The following is a 22527-nucleotide window of genomic DNA, read 5'->3' on the forward strand; positions in this document are numbered from 1 at the left end:
CTATTTCATACTTGGTTTGAATCTCTTAAGCCTCAAAGCATTTGTCAGAACGGAAACAGAGCTTAAGCTCATGGCTGCCGCTGCAAACATGGGGTTTAAAAGAGGGCCGCCAAAGAGATGCAGTAATCCGGCTGCAATGGGAATGCCAACGGTATTGTAGCCAAATGCCCAGAAGAGATTCTGTTTAATGTTGCGGATGGTGTGCTTGCTCAAATCAATGGCCGTAGGCACATCCATCAGATCAGACCGCATAAGAACGATATCAGCCGATTCCATGGCCACATCCGTACCGGAGCCGATGGCAATTCCGATATCAGCCTGTGCCAGTGCGGGAGCGTCGTTGATTCCGTCTCCGACCATGGCTACCTTGCGTCCGCCTGTCTGAAGCTTTTTCACCTCATTGGACTTATCCTGAGGAAGAACCTCAGCCAGAACCCTGTCAATACCGACCTGCTTTGCAATGGCTGCTGCAGTTTTCTTATTATCTCCTGTAATCATAGCCACTTCAATGCCCATCTTGTGAAGCCTTTCGATGGCTCTGCGGCTGGATTCCTTCACCACGTCTGCAACGGCCACAATTCCGGCCAGTCTGCCGTCAACCGCCACATACATAGGTGTCTTTCCTTCTTCCGCCAGATGGTCTGAAGTCTCCTCCATGCCTTCCAGGGAAATTTCTCTCTCATCCATCAGCTTTCTGTTTCCGGCAAGAACCACCTGGCCGTCAATTTTCGCTTCAATTCCCCGTCCTGTCAGAGATTCAAAGGTTTCTGTTGCCAGTATGGCAAGACCTTCATCCTCTGCTCCGTGGACAATCGCCTGACCCAGAGGGTGCTCAGACCCCTTTTCTGCGGAAGCCGTAAGCTGTAAAAGACGGTCTCTTAAAAATCCTTCGGTGGTCAGCACATCGGTAACTCTGGGCTTTCCTTCTGTAATAGTACCTGTTTTATCAAATACGATGGTGTTGATTTTATGGGTTGATTCAAGAGCCTCTCCGCCCTTAATGAGTATGCCGTTTTCAGCTCCTTTTCCCGTACCCACCATAATTGCCGTAGGAGTTGCAAGACCGAGAGCACATGGGCAGGCAATAACCAGCACGGAAATAAATATGGTTAAGGCAAACTTTAAATCGCCTCCGGTTCCAAAGTACCAGGCCACACCGGCAACCAGTGCAATAACACATACTACCGGCACGAAATAGCCGGAAACAATATCAGCCATCTGGGCGATAGGGGCTTTGGAGCCCTGGGCATCCTCCACCAGCTTAATGATCTGGGCCAGTGCTGTATCGCTGCCGATTTTTTCAGCTCTGAACTGAATGGCGCCTGTTGTATTTAAGGAAGCGGCGTATACCTTGTCGCCTTCCTTTTTATCCACCGGCATACTCTCACCTGTGAGCATGGATTCGTCAATGGCCGTATGACCGGTTAAAACGGTTCCATCCACCGGGATTTTATCGCCGGGCTTTACTACAATTATATCTCCGATTTCCACTTCGTCAATGGGTATTTCTTTTTCCACTCCATTCTCCAGAATGAGAGCTGTCTTCGGCGCAAGACCCATCAGCTTTTTAATAGCCTCGCTGGTTCTTCCCTTTGAAACAGCCTCCAAGGATTTTCCAAGAAGGATCAGGGTGATAATGACACCTGCTGATTCAAAATAAAGGGCTTCCACTGCCATAAAATGTCCGTCTGCAATCTGATACAAGTTGTAAACGCTGTATAACACTGCGGCTGTGGTTCCGATTGCAATTAAGGAATCCATGTTAGGGCTTCTCTGGATCAGAGCCTTAAAGCCCACGGTATAGAACCGGTATCCAACAACAACCACCGGAGCCACCAAAAGAAGCTGGGTTACGGCAAATACCAGGGGATACTGCATATGGTCCAAAGCCTCCGGGAAGGGCAAAGTGACAAATGGAACCATAGGTGCCATGGCAATGTAAAGGAGCGGCAGGGAGAAAACAGCAGAAATAATAAATTTAGTCCAAAGGGTCTTAATTTCCCTCTGCTTGCGCTCCCGATCTTCATCGGAGGCATCCGCTTTGTCAACCTCCAAAGCCTTGTATCCGGCCTTTTCAATGGCTCCTTTAATGGCTGAAAGCCGTACTTTCTGGGGATCATAAGTAACGGTTGCCTTTTCTGTTGCAAAGTTGACCGATGCCTCTTCCACACCTTCCAGCTTTCCAACCACTTTGCCGATACGCTGGGCGCAGGCAGCACAGGTCATTCCTCCGATGGGAATGGTCACTGTGGTATTTTCAGACCGTTCTACCACCTGGTATCCGATCTTCTCCACCTTTTCCTTGATCTGATCCAGCTTTAAAACACTGCTGTCATATTCCACAAACAGCTTTTCACTTGCCAGATTCACATTGGCCTGCTCAATACCTGGAAGCTTTCGCACAACCTTTTCAATTCTCTGGGCACAGGCTGCGCAAGTCATTCCCCGTATATCTAACATTTGACTTTCCATATATTTCACCTCACGATTATTTTTTAGGGAGTCCCTTGATATTTATCAGTTACTATGATACTATTATGACATTAATTTCGTTTTTTGCAAGTATGCACTTTTTTGTATTATAGTACCCAAAATGATACTATAGGAGGACAATTCCATGCATGATAACTGTACCGGTGTTAACTGCCCCGTAGACGCTACCTTAGATATGATAGGAGGAAAATACAAAGCTCTCATCCTCTGGCATTTAATTGACCGCACCCTGCGGTTTGGAGAGCTTCGAAAGCTCATCCCCCAAGCCACCCCTAAAATGCTGACCCAGCAGCTTCGGGAACTGGAGGAAGACAACCTGATCATACGCACCGTATATCCGGTGGTTCCCCCCAAGGTGGAATACCGGCTTTCTGAGCTGGGAACCAGCATTCAGCCTATTCTGGAAGCCATGTACAAATGGGGAGCAGATTACTTAAGCCAAAATGGCATTTCCGTAAGCTGCTCCATGAGATTTCCCGGCTGATACAAACAGCCTCAGTTATGATATTTTCCAGTTCTCAAATATTTTATAAGATTCTTTCAGAAAATCATAGGAGATCGTGATAGATTCGTCTGTCACGGTCTTATCTTCATCAAAAATAGGCCATGGGTTACAACCGCCTGCTTCCACTTCTACCCGGCTCATGGGGAAACGGTTTCCGCAGTTCTGGCATACTAAAACATTTCCCTCCTGCACATAATAACCTCTTCCCGAACCGTAGCAGATCTGGCAGGTGTTAAAGGCCGTCCGCAGACTTCCGTCAGGAGCCTGAACCGCTACCACTTCCATAAGAGTTCCATCCACTTCTACAGGATAGAAGCTGGCTGTTTCTGAAATATCGCCTACAGAAATCACCAGATTCTCTCCCTCTGCAATGACCTGGGCCTTATCTGAGGAAGCACCTGCTGCTTCTGCCTTATCCTTGGATCCGCAGGCCGTCAAAGCCAAGGCTGCTGTCATGGCCGCTGCAAGAAGCCCTGCAGAAACCATCCAATTTTTCTTTTTCAAGCCAGTTTTATGGCCTTTTTCTGTTTTATTCCAAAACTTCTGAATCATCTTAATATACCTCCTGAGCATCAATGCTATTCATCCTTATCAGACTTCTTTCCCATAAAAAACATGGCTGCTATCATGGCAAATGCCGGCAGAATACAGTGCCAATGGCTTAATAATAATCCCATAAATGTCTCCTCCTCTTACTGGCAGCAGGAAGCGCCGCCTGATCCCTGAAAGGTCTCTTCAGGCCAGATCATGGTCTGGAAACTGCCGACTTCTTTCTTAATTGCATCTAAATCCATGGTTTCAATGTCATCCACAACCTTGATGTAACCATAGAACTTGTTATCCCCTGTTGAGAAGTCAAAACTGTCCGTGGGGGTGAGATAAAGCAGGTTTTCCCCTTTTTCCAGGAAAAGCTGTGTATTAAAAGCAGGAACAAGAAGATCCAGACCATAATCGGATTCTGTGCTGTTGTCCACAATTGCCCACTCCACATCCATTCCGGTTTCCACCACTGCAACGGCAGGCTTAAAGCCTTCGTCAGTATATTCTAAGGTAATTTTCTGGACTTCATTTCCGTATCCGTCTTCTCCCTTTTCCGCAATAACCACATCTTCTACCGGAATCTCATAGCCTGCTGGAACCGGTGTCTCCGGGTTGTATTCCTGTAACACACCTTCTTCCGCTGTGCCTGCTTCCCCTTCTTCCGTCACGTAGATACTGGCGCGGATCATTCCCATCCAGCAGCTATAGCGGATCTTTCCGGGCTTTTCAGGCGTAAACTCAATGACATTTTCTCCGGTCTGGAATGTATATTCAATCCCATAATCCCGAATGAATATCCGGTTGTTACAGCCGTTGATGCTTCCCTGAGGCGCATCAATGATCCATTTCACCGGTATACCTGCCTGAACTGTAATATTGGGATATTTTCCAGGAGAAAGGGTGCTGTTGACCACCTGAACTCCGTCTTCTATCTTGACATTTTCTCCACCTTCCTGCTGGTCACCGCCGGTCCCGTTTTCTCCGGCTAAAAACGCAGGAGCTTCAAACCCAGCCAGGCTGACTCCCTGGGAAAACATGGACATTCCAAGAACAACCACCAGCACTGCGCCTGCCGTCATAATCCGGCCTGCAAACTTCTTTCCAAGAACTGTGGAAATGGCACCCAAACCAAACATCAGGGGAACGGTACCCAAACTGAATAAAAACATGGACAATGCGCCTGAAAAGGGGTTCCCCGTAGACAGTGCATAAATCTGCATGGCCTGCAAAGGGCCACATGGCATAAATCCGTTTAACAATCCCACAATCAGAGGGCTGTTGCTTTTAGACTTTTCTCTGTTGATCTTTCCTGCAAAGGCCCTGGGCATTCTGGGATTAAACTTTCTAAGCCAGGGGAAAATCCCCAGCATATTGATTCCCATAATCACCATAAACACTCCGGCAACCAGCTTCAGCACTCCCTGAAGGGTGTTGGAAAAAGTGACGACGGAACCCAGCATTCCCACTAAAAAGCCCACTGCCGTGTAAGAGATCACACGTCCCAGATTATAGAGAAAGGTTGGACGAAGGGCGGAAAAACGTCCCTGCTCCCCATTTCCTTCTTCCCCTTTCGGCATACACTGGGAAAGGTTGATTCCTCCGCACATTGCCACACAATGAACCGAGGTGACCAGGCCGATGACAAACAGCATTCCATAGCTCATGTTTGCTTCTGCCAACTGGCTTGGAGCCATGAGATTTAAAAATCCGAACTGTTCCAGCATCATGTACAGGGAAATGATGATCAAAACCAGTCCAATGGCCCGGCTGGAGCCGGATTCCTGTTTTCCATTTCCCTCTAATACCATGTAATCCAATTTTTCAATCAGCTCCACAATGCTTTTATAGGAAATAATATCCGTATCATAAGTGATGGTAGCTGTTCCTGCGTTATAACTTACTTCCGCATGTTCAATTCCCGCAGTATTTTTCAATTTCTTTTCAATCTTATTCTGGCAGTTAACACAGGTCATTCCGCCGATACGCAACTTTTTGGTTTTCAAACCAGAGCCCATGACCTATCCTCCTTTTCGTTTCTGAACCCAAGAATAACAGGAGAATTTGTAAAAGTTGTGGAGATGAATGTTTTTTCGATTATTTACATAAATAAAAATACGCCTGCATACCCGATGAAAAGGGATGCAGACGTATTCCATTGATTTTATTCCATTATTCTCCAGGATTAAACCGGATGTCCAGATAAACCTCGCCTAAGGATGTCGTCACACAACAGGCTGTGCGTATGGTATATTCTTCTCCTTCATCAGGAGTTTTCAATACCGGTGGAAGGATGTCACAGGTCAAATCCTCTCCTGCAAGGAGGGTGACCACATTTCCGCTGATGATGTTGGCGATCTCAGATACTGCGGAAGTAACAAATTCATCTACCTCGTCAAATTCCATTCCGCTCATGGAATTGACAAGGCCAAAGGCGGTTTCATGAGGAAGGCGGTAAACCACTTCTCCCTGTAAATCTCCCGTAAAGCCTATGGAAACATCCAGTTCTTTCTCACAGTCAAAGCAATCTGCCGGCTGGCCGGAAACGTCTGTGAGATCCAGCATCAACTGGAACACATTGCGGGTAGCCTCTAAAAATGGGTTGTAGAGATCAGTCATGACCGGCCACCCCCTTTTCAATGGCATAGGCAGCAATGCGCTGATCCTCTGCTGCAACATGGTTAATAAGCCAGGCCATCAGTTTGCCTGCAAACCGCTGCATAAGCTGTTCCTCATAACCGCTGCTTTCATATTCCCGGGTAACCGTAAGGACAAAATTCACCATATCATTATGTATTCTTCTGTGCTCCTCGCTGCCCGGATAGCCGATCTTCTCCTGGTATTCCTCTTCGTCCCTGAAATGCTCCACCACATATGCGTTCATAAACGCCAGAGTTTCATTGACCTGTTCTACCTTCTCCTCCCAGGAGGATGAAGAACGAAGCACCTTCATAAATGCTTCCACACGCTGAAACAGTTCCTTATGCTGCTCATCAATCAACGGAACGCCTAATTCATATTTCTCTTTCCAAAGCATGATTATTACTTCCTTTCTCTTTCGTTTTCTGCTTCCGCCTCAAACCGGATCAGAGACGCAACCAGCTCCTCGCAGATCTGCTGCACGCTTTTACAGTCCGTTTCAACGGTAATATCGGCCGCCCTTTTATAGTAGGCGGCACGTTTATCTATGAGCCCCTTTATGAATTCCACATTCATATTTCCATTTAAAATGGGCCGCTCATCGCTGTACCTCACCCTCTCCAGAATTGTCTCAGGGCTGGCTGTCAGCAGCACAATACGGCTGCTCTTTTTTAAATTCTTTACATTTTCATCTCTGATTACCGCACCGCCTCCGCAGGAAATAATGGTCCGGCGGCAGTTTTGCAGGCTGATAATGGCATTGCTTTCGCAGTTGCGGAAATACTCCTCCCCATACTGTGCAAAAATATCCTTAATCTCCATCTGCTGTTCTTGAACGATCATGGAGTCCGTATCAGCTTCTTTCATGGCGAGCATGCCCCTCAAATATTTGGAAACCGTGCTTTTCCCTGTGCCCATAAACCCAATCAGGGCAATGTTGGAATGAAGCAGACTTTTCCCCTGTACGGCCTTTTCCGCTTTTCCCACATGCTTAAAAATCTTCTTCAATTCCTCTTCATAGACATGGTCCTTTATATCATCATACAGGCTTTCATGGCAGATATTTTCTTCCTGTGAAAAAAGAGGAAATCCATGGGCCTTTTTATATTCCATAAGCTCTGCCGCGCAGTCAAGCCTTTTTTCCAAAAGCTTAATCAATTCCCTGCCGCAGCTGTCCAGATCGTTTTTTATCTCATTCAGTTCTCTCATCTCTTGTCTCCGTTTTTTGTTTTATACACTCAATTCCATTGGTTTTTTCCATTATACCTACATGAGAGACAGATTGTAAAGCAATACTTTGCTATCCAATCTTAAAAGCTGTGTTTTATTCTTACAGCTTACGGTAAACCAATTCTGCAAAGGGCCCGTATTTTTTTACTTCCTCTAAGCAAAACCTTTTTAACCCTTCTTTTTGCGAAAACAAAGGAATTCCATCCCCCAGCAGCACAGGAGCAATCTGTATGATCATTTGATCCACCATATCCTGATCCAGTAAAGGAGCCAATATTGTGTTTCCGCCTATAATCCAGACATTTTTATCCTTTTCAAGTCCTCTGACAAATTCAACTACATCGCCGCTTACAGGAATAAATTCTTTCAAAGATAAGCTTTTATCGTGTGTAAATACATAGTTTTCAGTAGTTGGATAAAAACTGCCGGCATTATCCATGTTTTCAATTTCATGAAATGTCCTTTTCCCCATAACGGTAATATCCATACTCTTATAGAAGCTTTCATAATCCGTTTCCTCTACCCCGCCTGTTTGGTGAAGCCAGTCCAAACCATGGTTTTTGTCCGCAAGATAACCATCCATTGTTATGCAGCCATAAAAAAATACACTCATCCTCTAACCCCCATTCATTTTCCCGTGTAAAGTACCGTTCTATGCTGCTATTTTACCATTAATCCCATTACTTTTCCAGATCTTCTTTTGCAGAGCATCACCTGTCAGTCAAATGTAAAAACGCCTCCGCCCAAGCAGATATTCCGCTCAGACGAAGGCACCGCCTTCTGATTACTTTACTGTACTGCTTTGTATTTTATAGCATATTGAAAACACTGTTTGGGGTTCCTTTTTATACCTTTTATTTGAAAATGTGTCTGTTTTGAGTGAAAGAAACGGAGGGCAATCTCTTTTTAACTTATCGCAATTTTATAATAATATTAATGAATATCTTTATTTTTTTCTTCCATGACCTTATCTAAGACAATAATATAGTCTTTATAAAAAACAATTTTTTCAGATTTCTCTTTTAAATTAACCCAAAATATCCCAATAAGTACTACAAGTATTATGTACAAAAGGTAAAATGAACCAAAGACATACTCCATGCTAAGTTTTAATTGATCAACCCTATTTTGTAATAACTCTACATTTCTCTCATTTAATATATTGCCCTCAACATTGGCTTTATTCAAACTTTCAAGATATGCATTGTTTGCATCATTATGTACACTGTCTTGATATTGTTTTAAGCTAATAAATGCAGAAGTTAAGGTTAAGGCAAGTGAAATCATCAATGCTAAAAGCGGAATCCAAAATGATAATATTGATTCCCGGTAATTCTCACATTGCCTGCATTCTCTATTTAATTTTGCCTTCAAATTAGTAATAAATTTAAGTTCGGTAATTTTTCTATATCTTTCTAACACTGATTCTTCCCAACTACAATAATTATAAAATCCTTTACCAGATCCAACACCCTTGTATTTTTTCAACTCAACTTTTTCATCAAATCCGTAATCAGCCATATACTAAATATCCTTTTTTCTTTCTATCATACATCAATATCCAACGAAATAAAATACCCATTATTCGACTAAGAAAAGCTGTTAAGTGAAGCAACTATATAAAACATTCGTAATAACGAGTCTGTATCTTGGGATAATATTTCAATTATCTGTAAATCACTTCAATGTCTCCCCGGTAATATAGTGGAATATGTCCCTGGCGTGGAATATCAGGCCTAAATTGCTGTACTAGATATGCGTACAGAAGTTAGAACAATCTGAAATGAAAGTATTACTCAAGAATTGGTATACTGCGTTCTTTAACTACGCTTTGCGTAAATTTTATATCTTTTTTTACGCCTTGCGTAAATCTTTCTTGAATCCTGCCGCCAGATATGCTATATTAGAATTACAAAAGGAACAACCGCCCCAATACAAGGGGTTGGCCATTAGAAGATAGAAATCCACCCTCGAACTCGCCAAAGTATACAAGGGTGGTTTTTCTATGCCTGTTTCCAGGACTTTACAGAAAAAACGTTACTTACAATTTACGAAAATAAAGGTAAGTAATGCGATAATAAACATGCCAAAGGCCATAATATCCTTAAAGTCATATTTCATCCGCACCACCTCCCATCTATGTATGATGGAAGGCCAACGCCCTTGCAGTGACACGATTGTTCCATATCACAATAATAGCATATCCTCTTTCAGTGTGCAATTGTTTTCCCTGGTAGCAGGCTATCAGAAGATATCCCCCGGTGCTTCAGGCTATTGTACGGATAAAGGCCTTTACATCATTATACAGGGCAAGCATATTTTCTGCCGGATCAATCCCGGCCTTGATCCTGATTACAAATTCCTCGTTGGTCATGTCCTGCTACCTCTTTTCCATTTTCATAGCCCTGAGAGACTCTTATAATTCTTCTTGAATGATTCTGCCACATGGTTTGTTTTAACTCCCTCAGGTTTCCAATCCTCAAGCCAATGACCCTTTGTATTGTGATTTTCATATGTCTGGAAATTATACTCAGAGTGGAAGTATAAGCGTCTTGAATAGGGTCCTTCATGTACAAGAGATACCTTTCCAGTCTGCAATGCGGAGTAATCCACACAAAAACTTTTTTCTCCTTGTAATGCTCCGGTGTCTCTCTCGGAACCACCTGCGTCTGGATAATTTCTGTATGTAAATCTTCTGCTGTCATTTTCAATGCAGCTATCGTTCCATTTTAGTTTCACTACCAAAAGAAAAGAGCCAGATTTCCTTGAATTTACAAGGTTATCTGGCTCTAAACAAGTTATTCTACTGTAATTACGGAAACAGGACATCCCTCCTGTGCTTCCACTGCTGAATCTTCTGCTTCTGCCGGTACTTCATCAACGTAAACCTCAGCCGGACCGTCATCCGCCATTCGGAATACTTCCGGACATACAGATGCGCATAAACCGCATTCAATACAGCCATCTCTGTCAACTACTGCTTTCATACTGATATCTCCTTTCGCCTTGTTCGCCCATGCATTTTGGGTATAATGGTCTTCCGAATCATTGTTTCTCCTAGCCCAAAATTCATCTTTAGTATTGTCTGTTTTTTGTAAATTATTCCAAAACATGTCACTTTATGTTTTATTTACCCCAAAGGCCCGCCCTGGCATAAAATACCGGACGGACCCTTGACAGATGATTTAAGTAATTATGCAGTGAATAATGCAATGTCATCCTCAACGGTTCCAATGCCTGCGATGCCGAAGGTATCCACAAGAACCTTAGCAACATTTGGAGATAAGAATCCTGGTAATGTCGGTCCTAAGTGAATGTTCTTCACGCCTAAGGAAAGCAGTGCCAGAAGCACGATAACTGCCTTCTGCTCATACCATGCGATGTTGTAAACAATTGGAAGTTCATTGACATCATTAAGCTCAAATACTTCCTTTAATTTCAATGCGATTACAGCTAAGGAATAGGAATCATTACACTGTCCTGCATCCAGAACTCTCGGAATGCCGCCGATATCGCCAAGGCCCAGCTTGTTGTATCTATACTTTGCACAGCCTGCTGTTAAGATAACAGTATCATTTGGAAGCTGTTTTGCAAACTCTGTATAGTAATCTCTGGATTTCATTCTTCCGTCGCAGCCTGCCATAACAAAGAATTTCTTAATAGCGCCGGATTTTACTGCGTCAACAACCTTATCTGCCAGTGCAAATACCTGGCTGTGTGCGAAACCGCCTACGATGCTGCCTGTTTCGATTTCATCAGGAGACTGAAGTGTCTTTGCCAGTTCAATAATAGCGGAGAAATCCTTCTTGCCGTTCTCATCAGCAACAATGTGCGGACATCCTGGGAAGCCTGATGCACCTGTTGTAAAGATTCTGGTTGCAACTTCCGGAGTCTTTGGAGGAACGATACAGTTGGTTGTAAAGAGGATTGGACCGTGGAAGGACTCAAACTCGCCAACCTGCATCCACCAGGAGTTACCGTAGTTTCCTACGAAGTTGTCGTATTTCTTAAATGCCGGATAGTAGTGGGCAGGAAGCATCTCGCCGTGAGTATAAACATCAACTCCGGTTCCCTGTGTCTGCTCTAAAAGCTGTTCCATATCAGTTAAATCATGTCCAGAAATAAGGATAGCCGGGTTCTTTCTAACACCGATATTTACAGATGTAATCTCCGGATTTCCGTAACGGGAAGTGTTGGCCTCATCGAGAAGAGCCATGGATTTTACGCCGTATTCTCCGGTCTTTAAAGTCAGTGCAACCAGATCATTAGCAGTAAGGCTGTCGTCTAATGTTGCTGCAAGTCCTTCATACATAAAATCATAAATAGAAGTGTCTTCCTTGCCAATGTTGTAAGCATGCTCTGTGTAAGCAGCCATTCCCTTGATTCCGTAAATGATCAGTTCTCTTAAGGAACGAACATCTTCATTTTCTGTGGAAAGAACTCCTACAGTTGCAGCTTTCTCAAGCATAGACTCTCTGTCACCTACGGTGAATACTGCTGCATCGTTATTTCCTGTGTAGTCTGTCTTCTTTGCAAGATCATCTCTTAAGGCAAGTACCTTAACGATCTGCTTCTCAATGGCGTCCGCATCAAAGTTTGCGTTTGTGATTGTGATAAAGATACTTGTCAAAACTTCATGATTGATTTCAGTCAGTTCTGCAACGTTAGCCTTTGTCTTTACAATAATTTCAGAAATTCCTTTCGTTGCATAAATCAGCAAGTCCTGAAGCTTTGCTACTTCCTCATTCTTACCGCAGACTCCTTTAATGGTACAACCTGTGTTTTTTGCTGTTTCCTGACACTGATAGCAAAACATGCTCATATCCTATTACCTCCATTGTAAAATTTTATGCATAACACCGGGGGTATGCCGGCGCCTGTGCTCGTATTGTCTTTACTTCTTTTAGAGGATATCATTTCCTGTCAGTTTTGTCTGTTGTAATAACAACGCATTTGATTTTTTTACAATTTTATTTTAAATTCTTCTCTGATTAATCTATTTCTGCTTACTTCCTGTCCCTTCTATTATATAATATATCGAAATTATTTTACAGAAACATAAGGATTGCCTTCTATATAAAATCTCCAGAGAAAATCCCTGGCTTCCTCCGCATAATCGATTCCTACCCGCCTGGATTCTACTATGGAAAGACCCTTTGTTTCTCCCTCTTCCACATACAGCCTGCTGCCGCACAAATCTTCGCCATTGAGTTCTTTGTCAATCAGAAAGGCTCTGCACAGCTTTCCCGGCCCGCTGGTCAACCCGGTGATCTGTTTTTTATTCAATTCACCGTATGGCTTCTGATACCGGTTATAAGCTATCATATCCAGTCCTTCCACCGGCTCCAAAGCCCGGATGAGAACGGCCTGGGGAACCCCCTGAGGTCCGGCAACCACATTAAAGCAGTGGTACATGCCATATATGAGATACACATAAGAATGCCCCGGCTCTCCATACATGACCTCCACCCTGGGCGTTCTCTTCCCTCCGTAGGAATGGGCAGCTTTGTCTATGACTCCCATATATGCCTCTGTTTCTACGATTTTGGCACTGATCCTTTTCCCGCCTGTTTCATGGACCAGCATCTTTCCCAGCAGCTCTTTGGCAACGGTGATAGAATCTCTATTATAAAAATCCCTGTTTAATGTCTTCATGATTAATGATCAATAGTCCTTTGCATCAATTTTTTCTTAATCATATTACTTCTTGTCCTCTTCTTCAAGGGGGCATTTTCTCTTCCTTATGTATAGCCCCATTATACCACAACGAAGCCGAAATAGGGAGTTCTTTTACAGGTTAAAGAGTAAAAAAGAGACTGCGGATATCCGCAGCCTCAAGCCTATAACTGATTTCTCGCTCCAACAATTATGATGTCATCTCCCGTATCCACCATCTGCATTTCCACTTCCATCAGCATAAGAATCTGTTCCAGTTCCCCGGTCCCGTTAAAATCCATGACACGGACGCCTACGCAGAGATAGTAGTCAGGGCGCAGGATGGCATCTGCCTTGAAAATAGCCAGTTCTTCCCACATCTTCGATACCACGCTTCTGTAAGAGGCCGCCTTGGCAAGAACAGCCTCGCCATCGGTTCTCTGAACCTTGATAAAGCCTTTTTTGTCCAGAATCCGGAGAGGCTTCTTCCCCTTTGCTTCCATATTATATACATAGAAACTGGGAGTCTGGCCCACCAGGGTTATGTTCTCCGGCTTTGCCCGCATATCCTCTGCCGCCAGGCCTCTGGCCTCTGTCTCCGTACACTCCTTTAATAAATCCGTGGTCTTTACCTCTGTAGAGCCCAATGCAATGGCAGTCAGCTTGGAGGTCTGGGCATCGATTTCAATGTGAACCTCTACCGTATCAGGAGACGCTCCGCTTTCCACCACTTTGTCAATGGCTTCCCTCTTAATGCTCTTAATATCCTCTGCCGTAGGATTTGGCACCACCCGTTCCACCACGTCCCGGACCAGGGCCAGAGCTACGCCGATGGAGGAAATTACTTCCGCATTTTCAGGAACACTGTATTTGATCTTCATTTTATCCGCGCAGAAGCCGATCAAAGAGGTGGCTCCTCCGCCTACCCCTACCAGGGAAATCTGGTCGTGCTCCAGACGGTATTTTTCAGCCAGCTCTGTAATAATTGGTTCAATCTTTTCATAAGCCCTTGTAAGAATCTGTTCCGCCACTGTTTCCACGGTCACGCCCAGATAATCTGCAACAGGCTGCATGGCCTTTCTGGCGGCATTGACATTTCCATAAGAGAAATCACCCGGCTTTACCAGTCCCAGCACATTGGCCGCACAGCTATTTGTCAAAGTGACCCTCTTTCCGCCAGCCAGCCGGATAGCCACATAATCCGCCGGGTCCCCTTCCTTTGGAGAGAAGAACTCCAGCTTTGGGTCCACAATTTCAGCTTCATCGGTAAACACCGCATAATCCAGACCCGCAATATGAGCAGAACGTGGTCCTACATCATGAACACCACTTTTATTGACCCGGATCATGCTTCCTCCTGCCACGCCCAAAACCCGGACATCAAGAGAACTGATATATGTTCTATGCTCCCCTACAATGGAATAGTCAATGGCAGGACGCCCGTTTTTAATGACACCGATGTTGGTGGTGGTTCCGCCAACTTCAAAGTACACTCCATTGGAAGCCCGCAAGTACATGAGAGAGCCCATAACACTGGCCGCCGGACCGGATAACATGGTCAGAACCGGACGTTTCTTCATCTCATTGATTTCCATAACACCGCCGTCGCCGCGCATGATCATCAAAGGCACTTCCACTCCCGCCTGTCTTACGCTTTTCTCCGTAGAAGTTGCCGTATTTAACATCTTAGGTAAAATACTGGCATTGATGATGGCAGTCCTGGTTCTTCTGGTAAGGCCGTAGAGCTTTGTGATATCAGAAGCCAGAGTCGTCTCAAACCCCATTTCATCATGGCCGATTTCAAAGACAAACTGTTCTCCTGAAATATCGTCCACGCCGTAAGCATCGGAAGCTACCAGAACCTGGGCTCCCTCTCCCTTTAACTCCTCCACAGCGGTTCTCACCGTGTTTTCATCCACATCCATATCCTTTAAATAACGGTTCCTGACCTTGATCCTTCTTCCCGACCCAAGGTCAATGTCCTTTAAATTGGTCTGCCATTTTGCCAGAAAGCCTTCCACTCCCTTTGGCCCCATTCCCAGGACTCCTACGGTGGCAACGTCGCCTTCAATCAATGCATTGGTGGCCTGGGTGGTGCTGTGGGCCACAAAGACCACATCCTCCGGATCAATATCATTTTCCTTCAGGCAATTCTGAAAGGACTTTACTACGCCTGCTGCCACTCCATACTGATCATCATGTGTGGTCTTAACGGAGGACTTTCCGATGATCTCATGAGTCCCGTTATCAATGGCAACCGCTTTCGTATGGGTGCCCCCTACGTCAATTCCCATTCTCACTAATCTCTTTCCCATGTCTGTCTCCTCCCCATTAACCGAACATAACGAATGTAATAGCATGCAAAATAATACAGATGATCCAACCGCAGACAACGCTCATTTTTAAGAAGTCCCTTGTGGACACCTTGGTATAGCTGATTCCCCATACAATCCAGGACTGGGTGATACAGCAGGAAACATTCATAACTGTTGTAGCCGCAATCATAAGAGAAGCCAGGAACGGAGTGGAAAATCCGATTCCCTTCAAAATTCCCAGGGTAGCAGCACCGCATCCATATAAGGTAAACGGCCCCCTAAACAGGCCCAGAGGTGCAAGGACACAGAATGCAATGACGATGAATAAGGTGCTCTGGGGTATTACATTTCCAAGAAGGGCATTGAAATAGGGAATACAAAGTTCTGCTGCCTTATTAAACATGGGAACCATCAGCAAAAAGCCTACCAGAGGAGCCGTATCCACAACGCCGTCAAAGAAATCCTTATTAAAAGTACGGCACGCCGTTTTAAAATCCGGCAGCTTTCCGCAGACGAAAAGGGCGTAAAAGCCTCCGATCAAAAAGCCCATGATAATGGGAACCTTAAATACAATCAAAAGAAATACAGGAATAAAGGGTGTAATCAAAGCCTTTCCCGGAGCAAAATCCAGAACCTGTCTCACCGGTCTTCTGGCGGACCAATGATGGACAAAGCGCCTTTTTCTCGTACAGAATAAAACCAGGCAGATGGTAAAAGTAAGCTGAACCGCCCATGCGATTCCTCCCCACCTCACATACTGGTCATAAGGATAGAGAGCCTTTCCCTGGTCATCTAAGAAAAATGCCGTATACTGGCCGAACAGAACCGGATTTAAAAACATTCCCGCACCGATACTCAGCATAAAGGAAACCACGGAAAGCACCTTGGGAATACCAAGGGACATCAAGATCGGTAAAACAATAACGCCGATGGCAACCACTGCTCCCGCTCCGAAAAGGGAGGAGAAAATGGCGGCTGTAACGATGCACAGCAAAATACAGGTAACAGCAGGCCTGTCGCCCCCAAGCTCTGTTGTCTTGCGGATTAAGGTGGAGGCAACCCCTGTTCCTAACAGGACACGGCCAAACCACGCTCCGAACACCACATTGACAAGAACATTTCCCCAGCCCTCAGGGCCGCTTTGAAATACTTTTGAAAAAGCCTGAATCCATGTGATTCCTACCTTATCTCCATTGGCTGCCAGAAACTCCGGGTTTGTGGCAAAGGTATTGCCAATCATAGGAAGCACGGTCCAAAGAATAGCCATGACCAGCATTCCCATCATCAGGTTTCCGCCTCTTGCGGCATAAAATGCCAGGCCGAAAAATGAAACTAAAATCAAAACCCCTATGATATATTCCATTGACTTATCTCTCCCTTTTACACTCTTTTTTCACACTGCCGGTATTACTTCTCCAGGGAATTCAAGGCTTCCCATACCTCTTCAATCACCGGAATTCCGTTCTTCCGGTTGTCCTCTCTGCTCCTTAACTCCAGCTCTCCCGGATAGAACACCTCTCCGCCCTCCAAAACCGGTTCAGAAGCTTTGATATCATTTAATATCTCATCTGCAATGGCATCCGTCTCTTCCACTGTATTGAACTTCTCCGGATCAATGGCGATCATCACCTGGGACAATCCCACTTCATCACCAAAGGTTCCGATCTTTCTTACAGAGTTTCCGCTGGTCAGTACCGTTGCGATTAAATCAAGGGCAATGGAGATTCCGCTTCCCTTCCAGTACCCCATGGGAAGAACCCGCCATGTCTTTTCAATCTCGGCCGGATCGGTGGTGATATTTCCCTTTGTATCATAACCGCCGGGTACCGGAAGCTGCTGGCCCTTTAATCTGGCTTCTTCAATCTTTCCGTAAGAAAACTGGGATACGGCGCAGTCAATGACGGCATGCTTTCCGCTGCTTCTGGGAATGGACATGATGAAAGGATTATTTCCGATCTTTCTGTCTTTTCCTCCCCATGCCGGCATGTTGGGCATGGTATTGGACCAGCAGATTCCGATACAGCCCGCCTCAGCAGCCTGCCAGCCATAGCTTCCGCCTCTCATCCAGTGGTTGTTGTTTCCCAGGGCCACAACTCCCACCCCATGCTCCTTTGCCAGTTCACAGGCTCTGTCCATAGCAATCTTTGCATTTAACGGACCGAATCCCCGGTTCCCATTCCACCGTTCAATGGCTCCCATAGAGGATTCACAGACTGCAATGGCCTTTGGATCGATTTCTCCTTTGTCTAAATAGCTGACCACCCTCGGAAAACGGTTTACACCGTGGGAGTAAACACCATCCAGGCTGTTTTTTGCAAACACAGAGGCAGCATCCTCTGCATGCTCCGGAGAAAAACCTCTGCTTTCCAGTATCTTCTGGAACTTTTTTAACAGATCTTCATATTTTACTCTCATGTCCTTGACTCTCCTTTTTTATTTTCATGCGCATTTTCAAGAAAGCGCTTTCTTGATTTTCATTATAACATCCTACAACTATATGTCAATATAAACCTTTATTTTTCTTTATTATTAGTTATTTTATACAATTTACCCAATGCTTTTTTGTAAAATAGTTATATGAGACCCAGACACAAATAAAGCGTTTTCACGCCATAGACAAAAAATAAAGACAGCTTATTTCAGTCTCCCTAAAATAAGCTGTCTCTTTTTCAAAAAAGCGTTTTCACCTTTTCTTCTATATGTTCACGGTCACATACCGCATCCAATCCTACGTGGTTCCCCGTACAATCAACTCCGGCTGGATAGCCAGATTAAAGTCCGATACCTTTCCCTCCAAAACCTCCTGCAGCAACTGGGCGCACAGTCCACCCAATATCTCCGGTTTATTGTCAAGAGTGGTAAGCTCCGGCTCGCAGAGCAGGGATTCCAGGGAATTGTTGCAGCCTGTAACCGCCACCTGACCGGGAATGGAAAAACCTTTTTTTCTCAGTCCCTTCATGACTCCAATGGCAGTCAGATCCTCTCCGCATACGATTCCCGTAAAATCCAGTCCCAGGCCCCACAGGGTGTCAACCGCCTCACGTCCGCCATCTAACCCGTAGCCGCAGGATATAACTCTCTTTTCCCCATCAGGAATATCATGCAGCTTCATGGCTTCCAAAAAGCCCTGGCGCTTGGCCTTTCCGCTTTCTGTCTTTAAATCGTATATATACACCAGCTCCCGGTGCCCCTTTTCATACAGGTAATCCACTGCAGTCCTGATTCCCTTGGTGTCATCCACCAAAACGGAATAAAAATTAGGAAGGTCCACCTTTCCGTTGGCTACCACCACAGGAATATCCTTAATTTTTGATGTAATATCCGGATGATGGATCAGATCATTAAAAATAGATCCGATAAGGACGATGCCATCCACCTGTTTTTCCGACAGAATTTCCATATACCGCTGACATTCCTCAATGGAACCTCCTGTATTGCACACCGTAACATTGTATCCCCGGTTGCTGAACTCCTGCTCAATTACGTAAATCGTGCGGGCATAGTGGGATACCCTCACATCCACAGTCAGGATGGCAATGTTTTTCATGGTCTTTGAAACCAGTCCTCTGGCAATGGCGCTAGGTTTGTAATCGTATTTCTTTAATACTTCCTCCACACGGCTGCGGATCTGGGGATTCACATTTCCCTTGTTGTTTAAAACCCTGGAAACCGTGGAAATCGACGTCTGTGCTTCTGCCGCTATGTCATAGATGTTCATATCTTTTTACCCTCCTGAAAGCCCTTTCTCAAATTCATTATATCCGATTCCCGCAAATTTGTCATCAAGCCTTTTCATATTGTTTTGGGAACCCCAGGACCTTCTCCGGAATGAAAAATATGGGCATATTATTTAAAAAGCAGCTCCTTTACGCCCTCTACCGGCATATCCAAGCCAGTGAACAGCTTAAATGCGGCCGCTCCCTGCCACACAAGCATTCCCTGTCCGTCAATACAGGTGCAGCCGGCTTCCTTTGCTTCTCTCAGCAGCTTGGTTTCCTTTGGATTGTATACCGCATCCACCACCACAAGACCTGGATGGAACATGGAAACATCCTTTACCACGCTCTGTTCTTCCATAGGCTTCATGCCCACAATGGTTGCATTGGCAAACACCTGGCTGGAAGCGATTTCTCTTCTCATAATTTCCATATCTTCAATGTCATAAACATTGATCACACATCCCGGCTTTTCCTGTCTGATCTTTTCCGCAAGGCGCAGGGTCCGGTCAAAAAATTCATCCTTGATATTAAAAACAGAGATTTCCCTTGCCCCTTCCAAGGCACACTGTACCTGGATGGCTGCCGCTGCGCCGCCGCCGCCGCAGACTGTAATCTTGTTTCCTGCAATCTCCACTCCATGATCACGAAGGTTGTCCACAAAGCCCTCGCCATCGGTGATGTAGCCCATCAGCTTTCCGTCCTTTTCCACAATGGTATTGACTGCGCCGATGATACGGGCTGCAGGAGATAATTCATCCATATATTTTGCAGCTTCATTTTTACAAGGCATGGTCACGTTGCAGCCTTTTACATGGAGGGTCTTCATGGCTTCAATTGCCTTTTCCACTCCATCTACCTTCACATCAAAAGCCAGATAGGCATAATCCAGCCCCAGTTTTTCAAAGCTGTAATTATACATGGCCGGTGAACCGGAATGCCCTATGGGAGAGCCAATCAGCGCCATTAAACCTGTTTTTCCTGAAATTCTTTTTTCCATTATTTTTCTCCTTTCAACTCTGCTGTCACGGCTTCAAAAGAAACCATAAAACCGGGATAAATAAAGCCGGCAGCATATTCAGAGATTTACAGTCCTTGATCTTTAAAATAGAAAGGCCGGAACTGAAAATCAAAAAACCGCCCACAAGGGAAATCTCCGTCAGCAATTCTTCTGTTAAAAACTGGGACAGAGCTCCGGAAAACAAATAAATGCTTCCCTGCCACAAAAACAGCACTGCTGCTGAAAGGGCAATCCCGATGCCATAGGTAGAGGCCAGGACCAGGGAGGTGACAAAATCAAGGGTGGCATTGGTAAAGAGATAGGTGTTATTTCCCCGGAGAGCACTTTCCATAGGCCCCAGAATAGATAATGTCCCGATACAGAACAAAAGAATGGCAGTAGACAGTCCCTGCCCTAAATTCCCTTTTGAAAAACGCTTGGTAAGCCTTTCAAACCGTCCCATCAAGTCAGCCATGGTTCCAAGAAAGCTTCCTGCCGCAAGACTGATGATAAATAAGACCGGAAAGCTGCTCTTGGGCATGTTCTGGACGATTGCATTGGCACCTAAGCCGCAGGCTGCAAGTCCCATGGCATTGTATAAGGCATCCTGGTAACGCTCTCCCAGACCCTTTCTGACACAGGCACCGATTCCGCTGCCCGCTAAAATGGCTGCAGTGTTTACAATGGTTCCTATCATAATCCTTCTCCTCCCGTAAATCCGGCTGTCCCAAACAGACGCTCTGAAAAACAGTATACCAGATTTACGTCATTTTGCAAGAAACACAAATCTTTTTGATGTGATGTTTTTCCGGATATGGTATACTGAAACCGTCCAATACCATTCATTTGAGGAGAATCAAAAGATGAATAAAGAAAAAATAATCAAAAGCATTAAGATGGCCCTGGCCGCAGTTCTGGCAATTTCCATTGCGGCCAGACTGGGCTTTCAATATTCGGCAACTGCCGGAATTATTACAGTTCTCAGTATTCAAAACACAAAGAGGGAGACTCTGAAAAGCGCCAGAAACCGTGCCCTGGCATTTTTATGCGCCCTGATCCTGGCCGCAGGAGCCTTTCACCTGCTAGGCTTTACCCTCTCCGCCTTTGCAGTATACCTTTTACTCTTTTCTCTTCTCTGTCTCTATGCAGACTGGGGAGAGGCCATTGCTATGGACTCGGTTTTAATCACCCATTTTCTTTCTGAACAGTCCATGTCAGCAGCCCTTATGAGAAATGAAATCGCCCTGTTTCTCATCGGTACCTCCGTGGGCATTCTGGTCAACATGCACCTGCGCAGAAAAGGAGACGAATTCCAAAGGCTGGCAGATGAGGCGGATAAGCAGGTCAAAGGCCTGCTGGAACAAATGGCTGTCTGGCTGCTGCTGGGGGATGAAGAAAAAAACGGCCCCGGCTGCTTATTACAGCTTCAAAAGAGTCTGGAGGCAGCAAAAACGTGTGCATTAAACAACTACAACAACCACCTTCGCAAAAGGGACTCCTACGAGGTAGATTACATCCAAATGCGCCAGCAGCAAAGCATGGTTCTTCAGGAGCTCTATGACAATGTCAAAAGCTCTTCCTGCCTTCCCAGACAAGCCCTTCATACGGCAAAGCTCATAGAAAGCATCGGGCAGAACTATCACAGAGACAATACGGCAGAAGGGCTTTTGCAGGAGCTGGACCTTTTATTTCAGGATTTAAAAGGCCATGAGCTTCCTGCCAGCCGGGAGGAATTTGAGGCAAGAGCCATCTTATTCTATATCTTAAAACAGTTGAAAGAGCTTTTAATCATTAAACGGGACTTTGCCCTGACTCATTCAAAACCAAAGTATCTCAGAAGCCCGAAATAAATGCCGTAAGCAAATCCATAGGGGTTATCCCTCAGCAATACTGAATCTATAGGGCTGCTTAAATACCCCAATTCCACCAGATTGGCTGGCATGTTTGCATTTCTCAAAACATAGAGAGAGGGGTTTTCCCGGATTCCGTTATTTCTCGTTCCGGTGAACCAGTTGATTCCATTCATGATATCTTCCGCCACCCACTGGGCCTGGGTTCCGTACTGGTAAATGTAAACTTCTGTCCCATTGAGGCCGGGGTTGGGGCTGTAATTGCAGTGGATGCTGATAAAGTAGTCAGCAGGCCACGCATTTGCCATCCGGACCCTCTCCGCCAGACTGGTGGTGTTATTGGTTCCCAATACCGTATCCGGTGTGGGCCTTGAAACCCGGGCCTCAAATCTGGGATCGCTGTTGAGTAAGTTCAGTAAATATATCCCTACCTCGTAATTGATTTCTGATTCTGTTAAGCCATTGGCTTCTGCTCCGCTGTTAAAATATCCGCTGGGGTTATGTCCCTGATCAATAAATATTCTAATAGGCATATTCGCATTCCTTTCCTATTTCACTATATTAAATATATTCATCAAAAAAGGAA

General features: G+C 45.1%; 21 protein-coding genes. 3 read left to right on the top strand and 18 right to left on the bottom strand.

Translation table 11 applies throughout. The features are described from left to right. A complete protein-coding gene (locus tag V7M78_RS12280; protein WP_333649904.1) occupies window positions 1-2472 on the bottom strand; it encodes a heavy metal translocating P-type ATPase in 2472 nt (823 codons plus the stop codon). 145 nt (window positions 2473-2617) lie between these two features. Here V7M78_RS12280 and V7M78_RS12285 point away from each other — a divergent pair, with 145 nt between their 5' ends. After that, window positions 2618-2977 carry a winged helix-turn-helix transcriptional regulator gene (locus V7M78_RS12285; protein WP_333649906.1) on the top strand — a complete coding sequence of 120 codons (360 nt, stop codon included), beginning with the start codon at window positions 2618-2620 and terminating at the stop codon, window positions 2975-2977. A gap of 15 nt (window positions 2978-2992) precedes the next feature. Here the strand turns inward: V7M78_RS12285 and V7M78_RS12290 are convergent, their stop codons facing one another. The 7 genes from V7M78_RS12290 to V7M78_RS12320 all read right to left on the bottom strand — a co-directional run bounded on the left by V7M78_RS12290 (window position 2993) and on the right by V7M78_RS12320 (window position 8926). Beyond that, window positions 2993-3550, bottom strand: a complete 558-nt coding sequence (locus tag V7M78_RS12290) for a DUF2318 domain-containing protein (protein WP_333649908.1) — start codon at window positions 3548-3550, stop codon at window positions 2993-2995. Window positions 3551-3690: 140 nt separating this feature from the next. Next, the gene (locus V7M78_RS12295) at window positions 3691-5553 is read right to left on the bottom strand and encodes an urease accessory protein UreH domain-containing protein (RefSeq protein WP_333649910.1); all 1863 of its coding nucleotides are present in this window, start codon (window positions 5551-5553) and stop codon (window positions 3691-3693) included. 154 nt (window positions 5554-5707) lie between these two features. Next, window positions 5708-6154: a chemotaxis protein CheX gene (locus V7M78_RS12300; protein ID WP_333649912.1), complete on the bottom strand. Its 447-nt coding sequence runs from the start codon at window positions 6152-6154 to the stop codon at window positions 5708-5710. Continuing rightward, on the bottom strand, window positions 6147-6572 hold the full coding sequence (locus V7M78_RS12305; RefSeq protein ID WP_333649914.1) for a bacteriohemerythrin: 426 nt from the start codon (window positions 6570-6572) through the stop codon (window positions 6147-6149). Before V7M78_RS12305 ends, V7M78_RS12300 begins: the two co-directional genes overlap by 8 nt. Before the next feature lie 5 nt (window positions 6573-6577). Continuing rightward, complete coding sequence (locus tag V7M78_RS12310; RefSeq protein ID WP_333649916.1) at window positions 6578-7384, bottom strand: shikimate kinase; 807 nt, start codon at window positions 7382-7384, stop codon at window positions 6578-6580. Window positions 7385-7505: 121 nt separating this feature from the next. Further along, a complete protein-coding gene (locus V7M78_RS12315) occupies window positions 7506-8018 on the bottom strand; it encodes a dihydrofolate reductase family protein (protein ID WP_333649918.1) in 513 nt (170 codons plus the stop codon). A 320-nt stretch (window positions 8019-8338) separates the two neighbouring features. Next, entirely contained in the window at window positions 8339-8926 is a 588-nt protein-coding gene (locus tag V7M78_RS12320) for a hypothetical protein (RefSeq protein ID WP_333649920.1), read from the bottom strand. Between the two features lie 105 nt (window positions 8927-9031). Between V7M78_RS12320 and V7M78_RS21645 the strand changes: the two genes are divergently transcribed. Continuing rightward, complete coding sequence (locus V7M78_RS21645; protein WP_442914653.1) at window positions 9032-9145, top strand: helix-turn-helix domain-containing protein; 114 nt, start codon at window positions 9032-9034, stop codon at window positions 9143-9145. 1058 nt (window positions 9146-10203) lie between these two features. Here the strand turns inward: V7M78_RS21645 and V7M78_RS12325 are convergent. The 9 genes from V7M78_RS12325 to V7M78_RS12365 all read right to left on the bottom strand — a co-directional run bounded on the left by V7M78_RS12325 (window position 10204) and on the right by V7M78_RS12365 (window position 20788). Beyond that, window positions 10204-10518, bottom strand: a complete 315-nt coding sequence (locus tag V7M78_RS12325) for a 4Fe-4S domain-containing protein (protein WP_333649922.1) — start codon at window positions 10516-10518, stop codon at window positions 10204-10206. A gap of 80 nt (window positions 10519-10598) precedes the next feature. After that, window positions 10599-12227, bottom strand: coding sequence for a hydroxylamine reductase (gene hcp / locus V7M78_RS12330; RefSeq protein WP_333649924.1), 1629 nt, complete (start codon window positions 12225-12227; stop codon window positions 10599-10601). 221 nt (window positions 12228-12448) lie between these two features. Continuing rightward, window positions 12449-13060 (bottom strand): DNA-3-methyladenine glycosylase, encoded by a 612-nt coding sequence (locus V7M78_RS12335; RefSeq protein ID WP_333649926.1) that lies wholly within the window; start codon window positions 13058-13060, stop codon window positions 12449-12451. Window positions 13061-13245: 185 nt separating this feature from the next. Next, on the bottom strand, window positions 13246-15375 hold the full coding sequence (locus V7M78_RS12340) for a hydantoinase/oxoprolinase family protein (protein WP_333649928.1): 2130 nt from the start codon (window positions 15373-15375) through the stop codon (window positions 13246-13248). A 16-nt stretch (window positions 15376-15391) separates the two neighbouring features. After that, a complete protein-coding gene (locus V7M78_RS12345; protein WP_333649930.1) occupies window positions 15392-16738 on the bottom strand; it encodes a citrate transporter in 1347 nt (448 codons plus the stop codon). Between the two features lie 44 nt (window positions 16739-16782). Further along, a complete protein-coding gene (gene yiaK / locus V7M78_RS12350) occupies window positions 16783-17790 on the bottom strand; it encodes a 3-dehydro-L-gulonate 2-dehydrogenase (protein ID WP_333649932.1) in 1008 nt (335 codons plus the stop codon). Between the two features lie 313 nt (window positions 17791-18103). After that, entirely contained in the window at window positions 18104-19093 is a 990-nt protein-coding gene (locus V7M78_RS12355; protein WP_333649934.1) for a LacI family DNA-binding transcriptional regulator, read from the bottom strand. Window positions 19094-19221: 128 nt separating this feature from the next. Then, window positions 19222-20091: a shikimate dehydrogenase gene (gene aroE / locus V7M78_RS12360; RefSeq protein ID WP_333649936.1), complete on the bottom strand. Its 870-nt coding sequence runs from the start codon at window positions 20089-20091 to the stop codon at window positions 19222-19224. A 25-nt stretch (window positions 20092-20116) separates the two neighbouring features. Continuing rightward, window positions 20117-20788, bottom strand: coding sequence for a DUF554 domain-containing protein (locus V7M78_RS12365; RefSeq protein ID WP_333649938.1), 672 nt, complete (start codon window positions 20786-20788; stop codon window positions 20117-20119). Between the two features lie 166 nt (window positions 20789-20954). On the opposite strand from V7M78_RS12365, the gene V7M78_RS12370 reads away from it, so the two are divergent. Next, window positions 20955-21941 carry an aromatic acid exporter family protein gene (locus V7M78_RS12370; RefSeq protein WP_333649940.1) on the top strand — a complete coding sequence of 329 codons (987 nt, stop codon included), beginning with the start codon at window positions 20955-20957 and terminating at the stop codon, window positions 21939-21941. On the opposite strand, the gene V7M78_RS12375 is transcribed toward V7M78_RS12370, so the two are convergent. Next, complete coding sequence (locus V7M78_RS12375; protein ID WP_333649942.1) at window positions 21905-22474, bottom strand: N-acetylmuramoyl-L-alanine amidase family protein; 570 nt, start codon at window positions 22472-22474, stop codon at window positions 21905-21907. The genes V7M78_RS12370 and V7M78_RS12375 overlap by 37 nt on opposite strands. Between the last annotated feature and the right edge of the window lie 53 nt (window positions 22475-22527).

Source organism: Lacrimispora sp., assembly GCF_036758025.1.
Lineage (GTDB): Bacteria > Bacillota > Clostridia > Lachnospirales > Lachnospiraceae > Lacrimispora.

What these genes read in the sequence shown, in the direction of transcription:
- V7M78_RS12280 (WP_333649904.1), bottom strand. Translation starts at nt 2,472, where the DNA reads ATGGAAAGTCAAATGTTAGATATACGGGGAATGACTTGCGCAGCCTGT.
- V7M78_RS12285 (WP_333649906.1), top strand. Translation starts at nt 2,618, where the DNA reads ATGCATGATAACTGTACCGGTGTTAACTGCCCCGTAGACGCTACCTTA.
- V7M78_RS12290 (WP_333649908.1), bottom strand. Translation starts at nt 3,550, where the DNA reads ATGATTCAGAAGTTTTGGAATAAAACAGAAAAAGGCCATAAAACTGGC.
- V7M78_RS12295 (WP_333649910.1), bottom strand. Translation starts at nt 5,553, where the DNA reads ATGGGCTCTGGTTTGAAAACCAAAAAGTTGCGTATCGGCGGAATGACC.
- V7M78_RS12300 (WP_333649912.1), bottom strand. Translation starts at nt 6,154, where the DNA reads ATGACTGATCTCTACAACCCATTTTTAGAGGCTACCCGCAATGTGTTC.
- V7M78_RS12305 (WP_333649914.1), bottom strand. Translation starts at nt 6,572, where the DNA reads ATGCTTTGGAAAGAGAAATATGAATTAGGCGTTCCGTTGATTGATGAG.
- V7M78_RS12310 (WP_333649916.1), bottom strand. Translation starts at nt 7,384, where the DNA reads ATGAGAGAACTGAATGAGATAAAAAACGATCTGGACAGCTGCGGCAGG.
- V7M78_RS12315 (WP_333649918.1), bottom strand. Translation starts at nt 8,018, where the DNA reads ATGAGTGTATTTTTTTATGGCTGCATAACAATGGATGGTTATCTTGCG.
- V7M78_RS12320 (WP_333649920.1), bottom strand. Translation starts at nt 8,926, where the DNA reads ATGGCTGATTACGGATTTGATGAAAAAGTTGAGTTGAAAAAATACAAG.
- V7M78_RS12325 (WP_333649922.1), bottom strand. Translation starts at nt 10,518, where the DNA reads ATGTTTTGGAATAATTTACAAAAAACAGACAATACTAAAGATGAATTT.
- hcp (WP_333649924.1), bottom strand. Translation starts at nt 12,227, where the DNA reads ATGAGCATGTTTTGCTATCAGTGTCAGGAAACAGCAAAAAACACAGGT.
- V7M78_RS12335 (WP_333649926.1), bottom strand. Translation starts at nt 13,060, where the DNA reads ATGAAGACATTAAACAGGGATTTTTATAATAGAGATTCTATCACCGTT.
- V7M78_RS12340 (WP_333649928.1), bottom strand. Translation starts at nt 15,375, where the DNA reads ATGGGAAAGAGATTAGTGAGAATGGGAATTGACGTAGGGGGCACCCAT.
- V7M78_RS12345 (WP_333649930.1), bottom strand. Translation starts at nt 16,738, where the DNA reads ATGGAATATATCATAGGGGTTTTGATTTTAGTTTCATTTTTCGGCCTG.
- yiaK (WP_333649932.1), bottom strand. Translation starts at nt 17,790, where the DNA reads ATGAGAGTAAAATATGAAGATCTGTTAAAAAAGTTCCAGAAGATACTG.
- V7M78_RS12355 (WP_333649934.1), bottom strand. Translation starts at nt 19,093, where the DNA reads ATGAACATCTATGACATAGCGGCAGAAGCACAGACGTCGATTTCCACG.
- aroE (WP_333649936.1), bottom strand. Translation starts at nt 20,091, where the DNA reads ATGGAAAAAAGAATTTCAGGAAAAACAGGTTTAATGGCGCTGATTGGC.
- V7M78_RS12365 (WP_333649938.1), bottom strand. Translation starts at nt 20,788, where the DNA reads ATGATAGGAACCATTGTAAACACTGCAGCCATTTTAGCGGGCAGCGGA.
- V7M78_RS12370 (WP_333649940.1), top strand. Translation starts at nt 20,955, where the DNA reads ATGAATAAAGAAAAAATAATCAAAAGCATTAAGATGGCCCTGGCCGCA.
- V7M78_RS12375 (WP_333649942.1), bottom strand. Translation starts at nt 22,474, where the DNA reads ATGCCTATTAGAATATTTATTGATCAGGGACATAACCCCAGCGGATAT.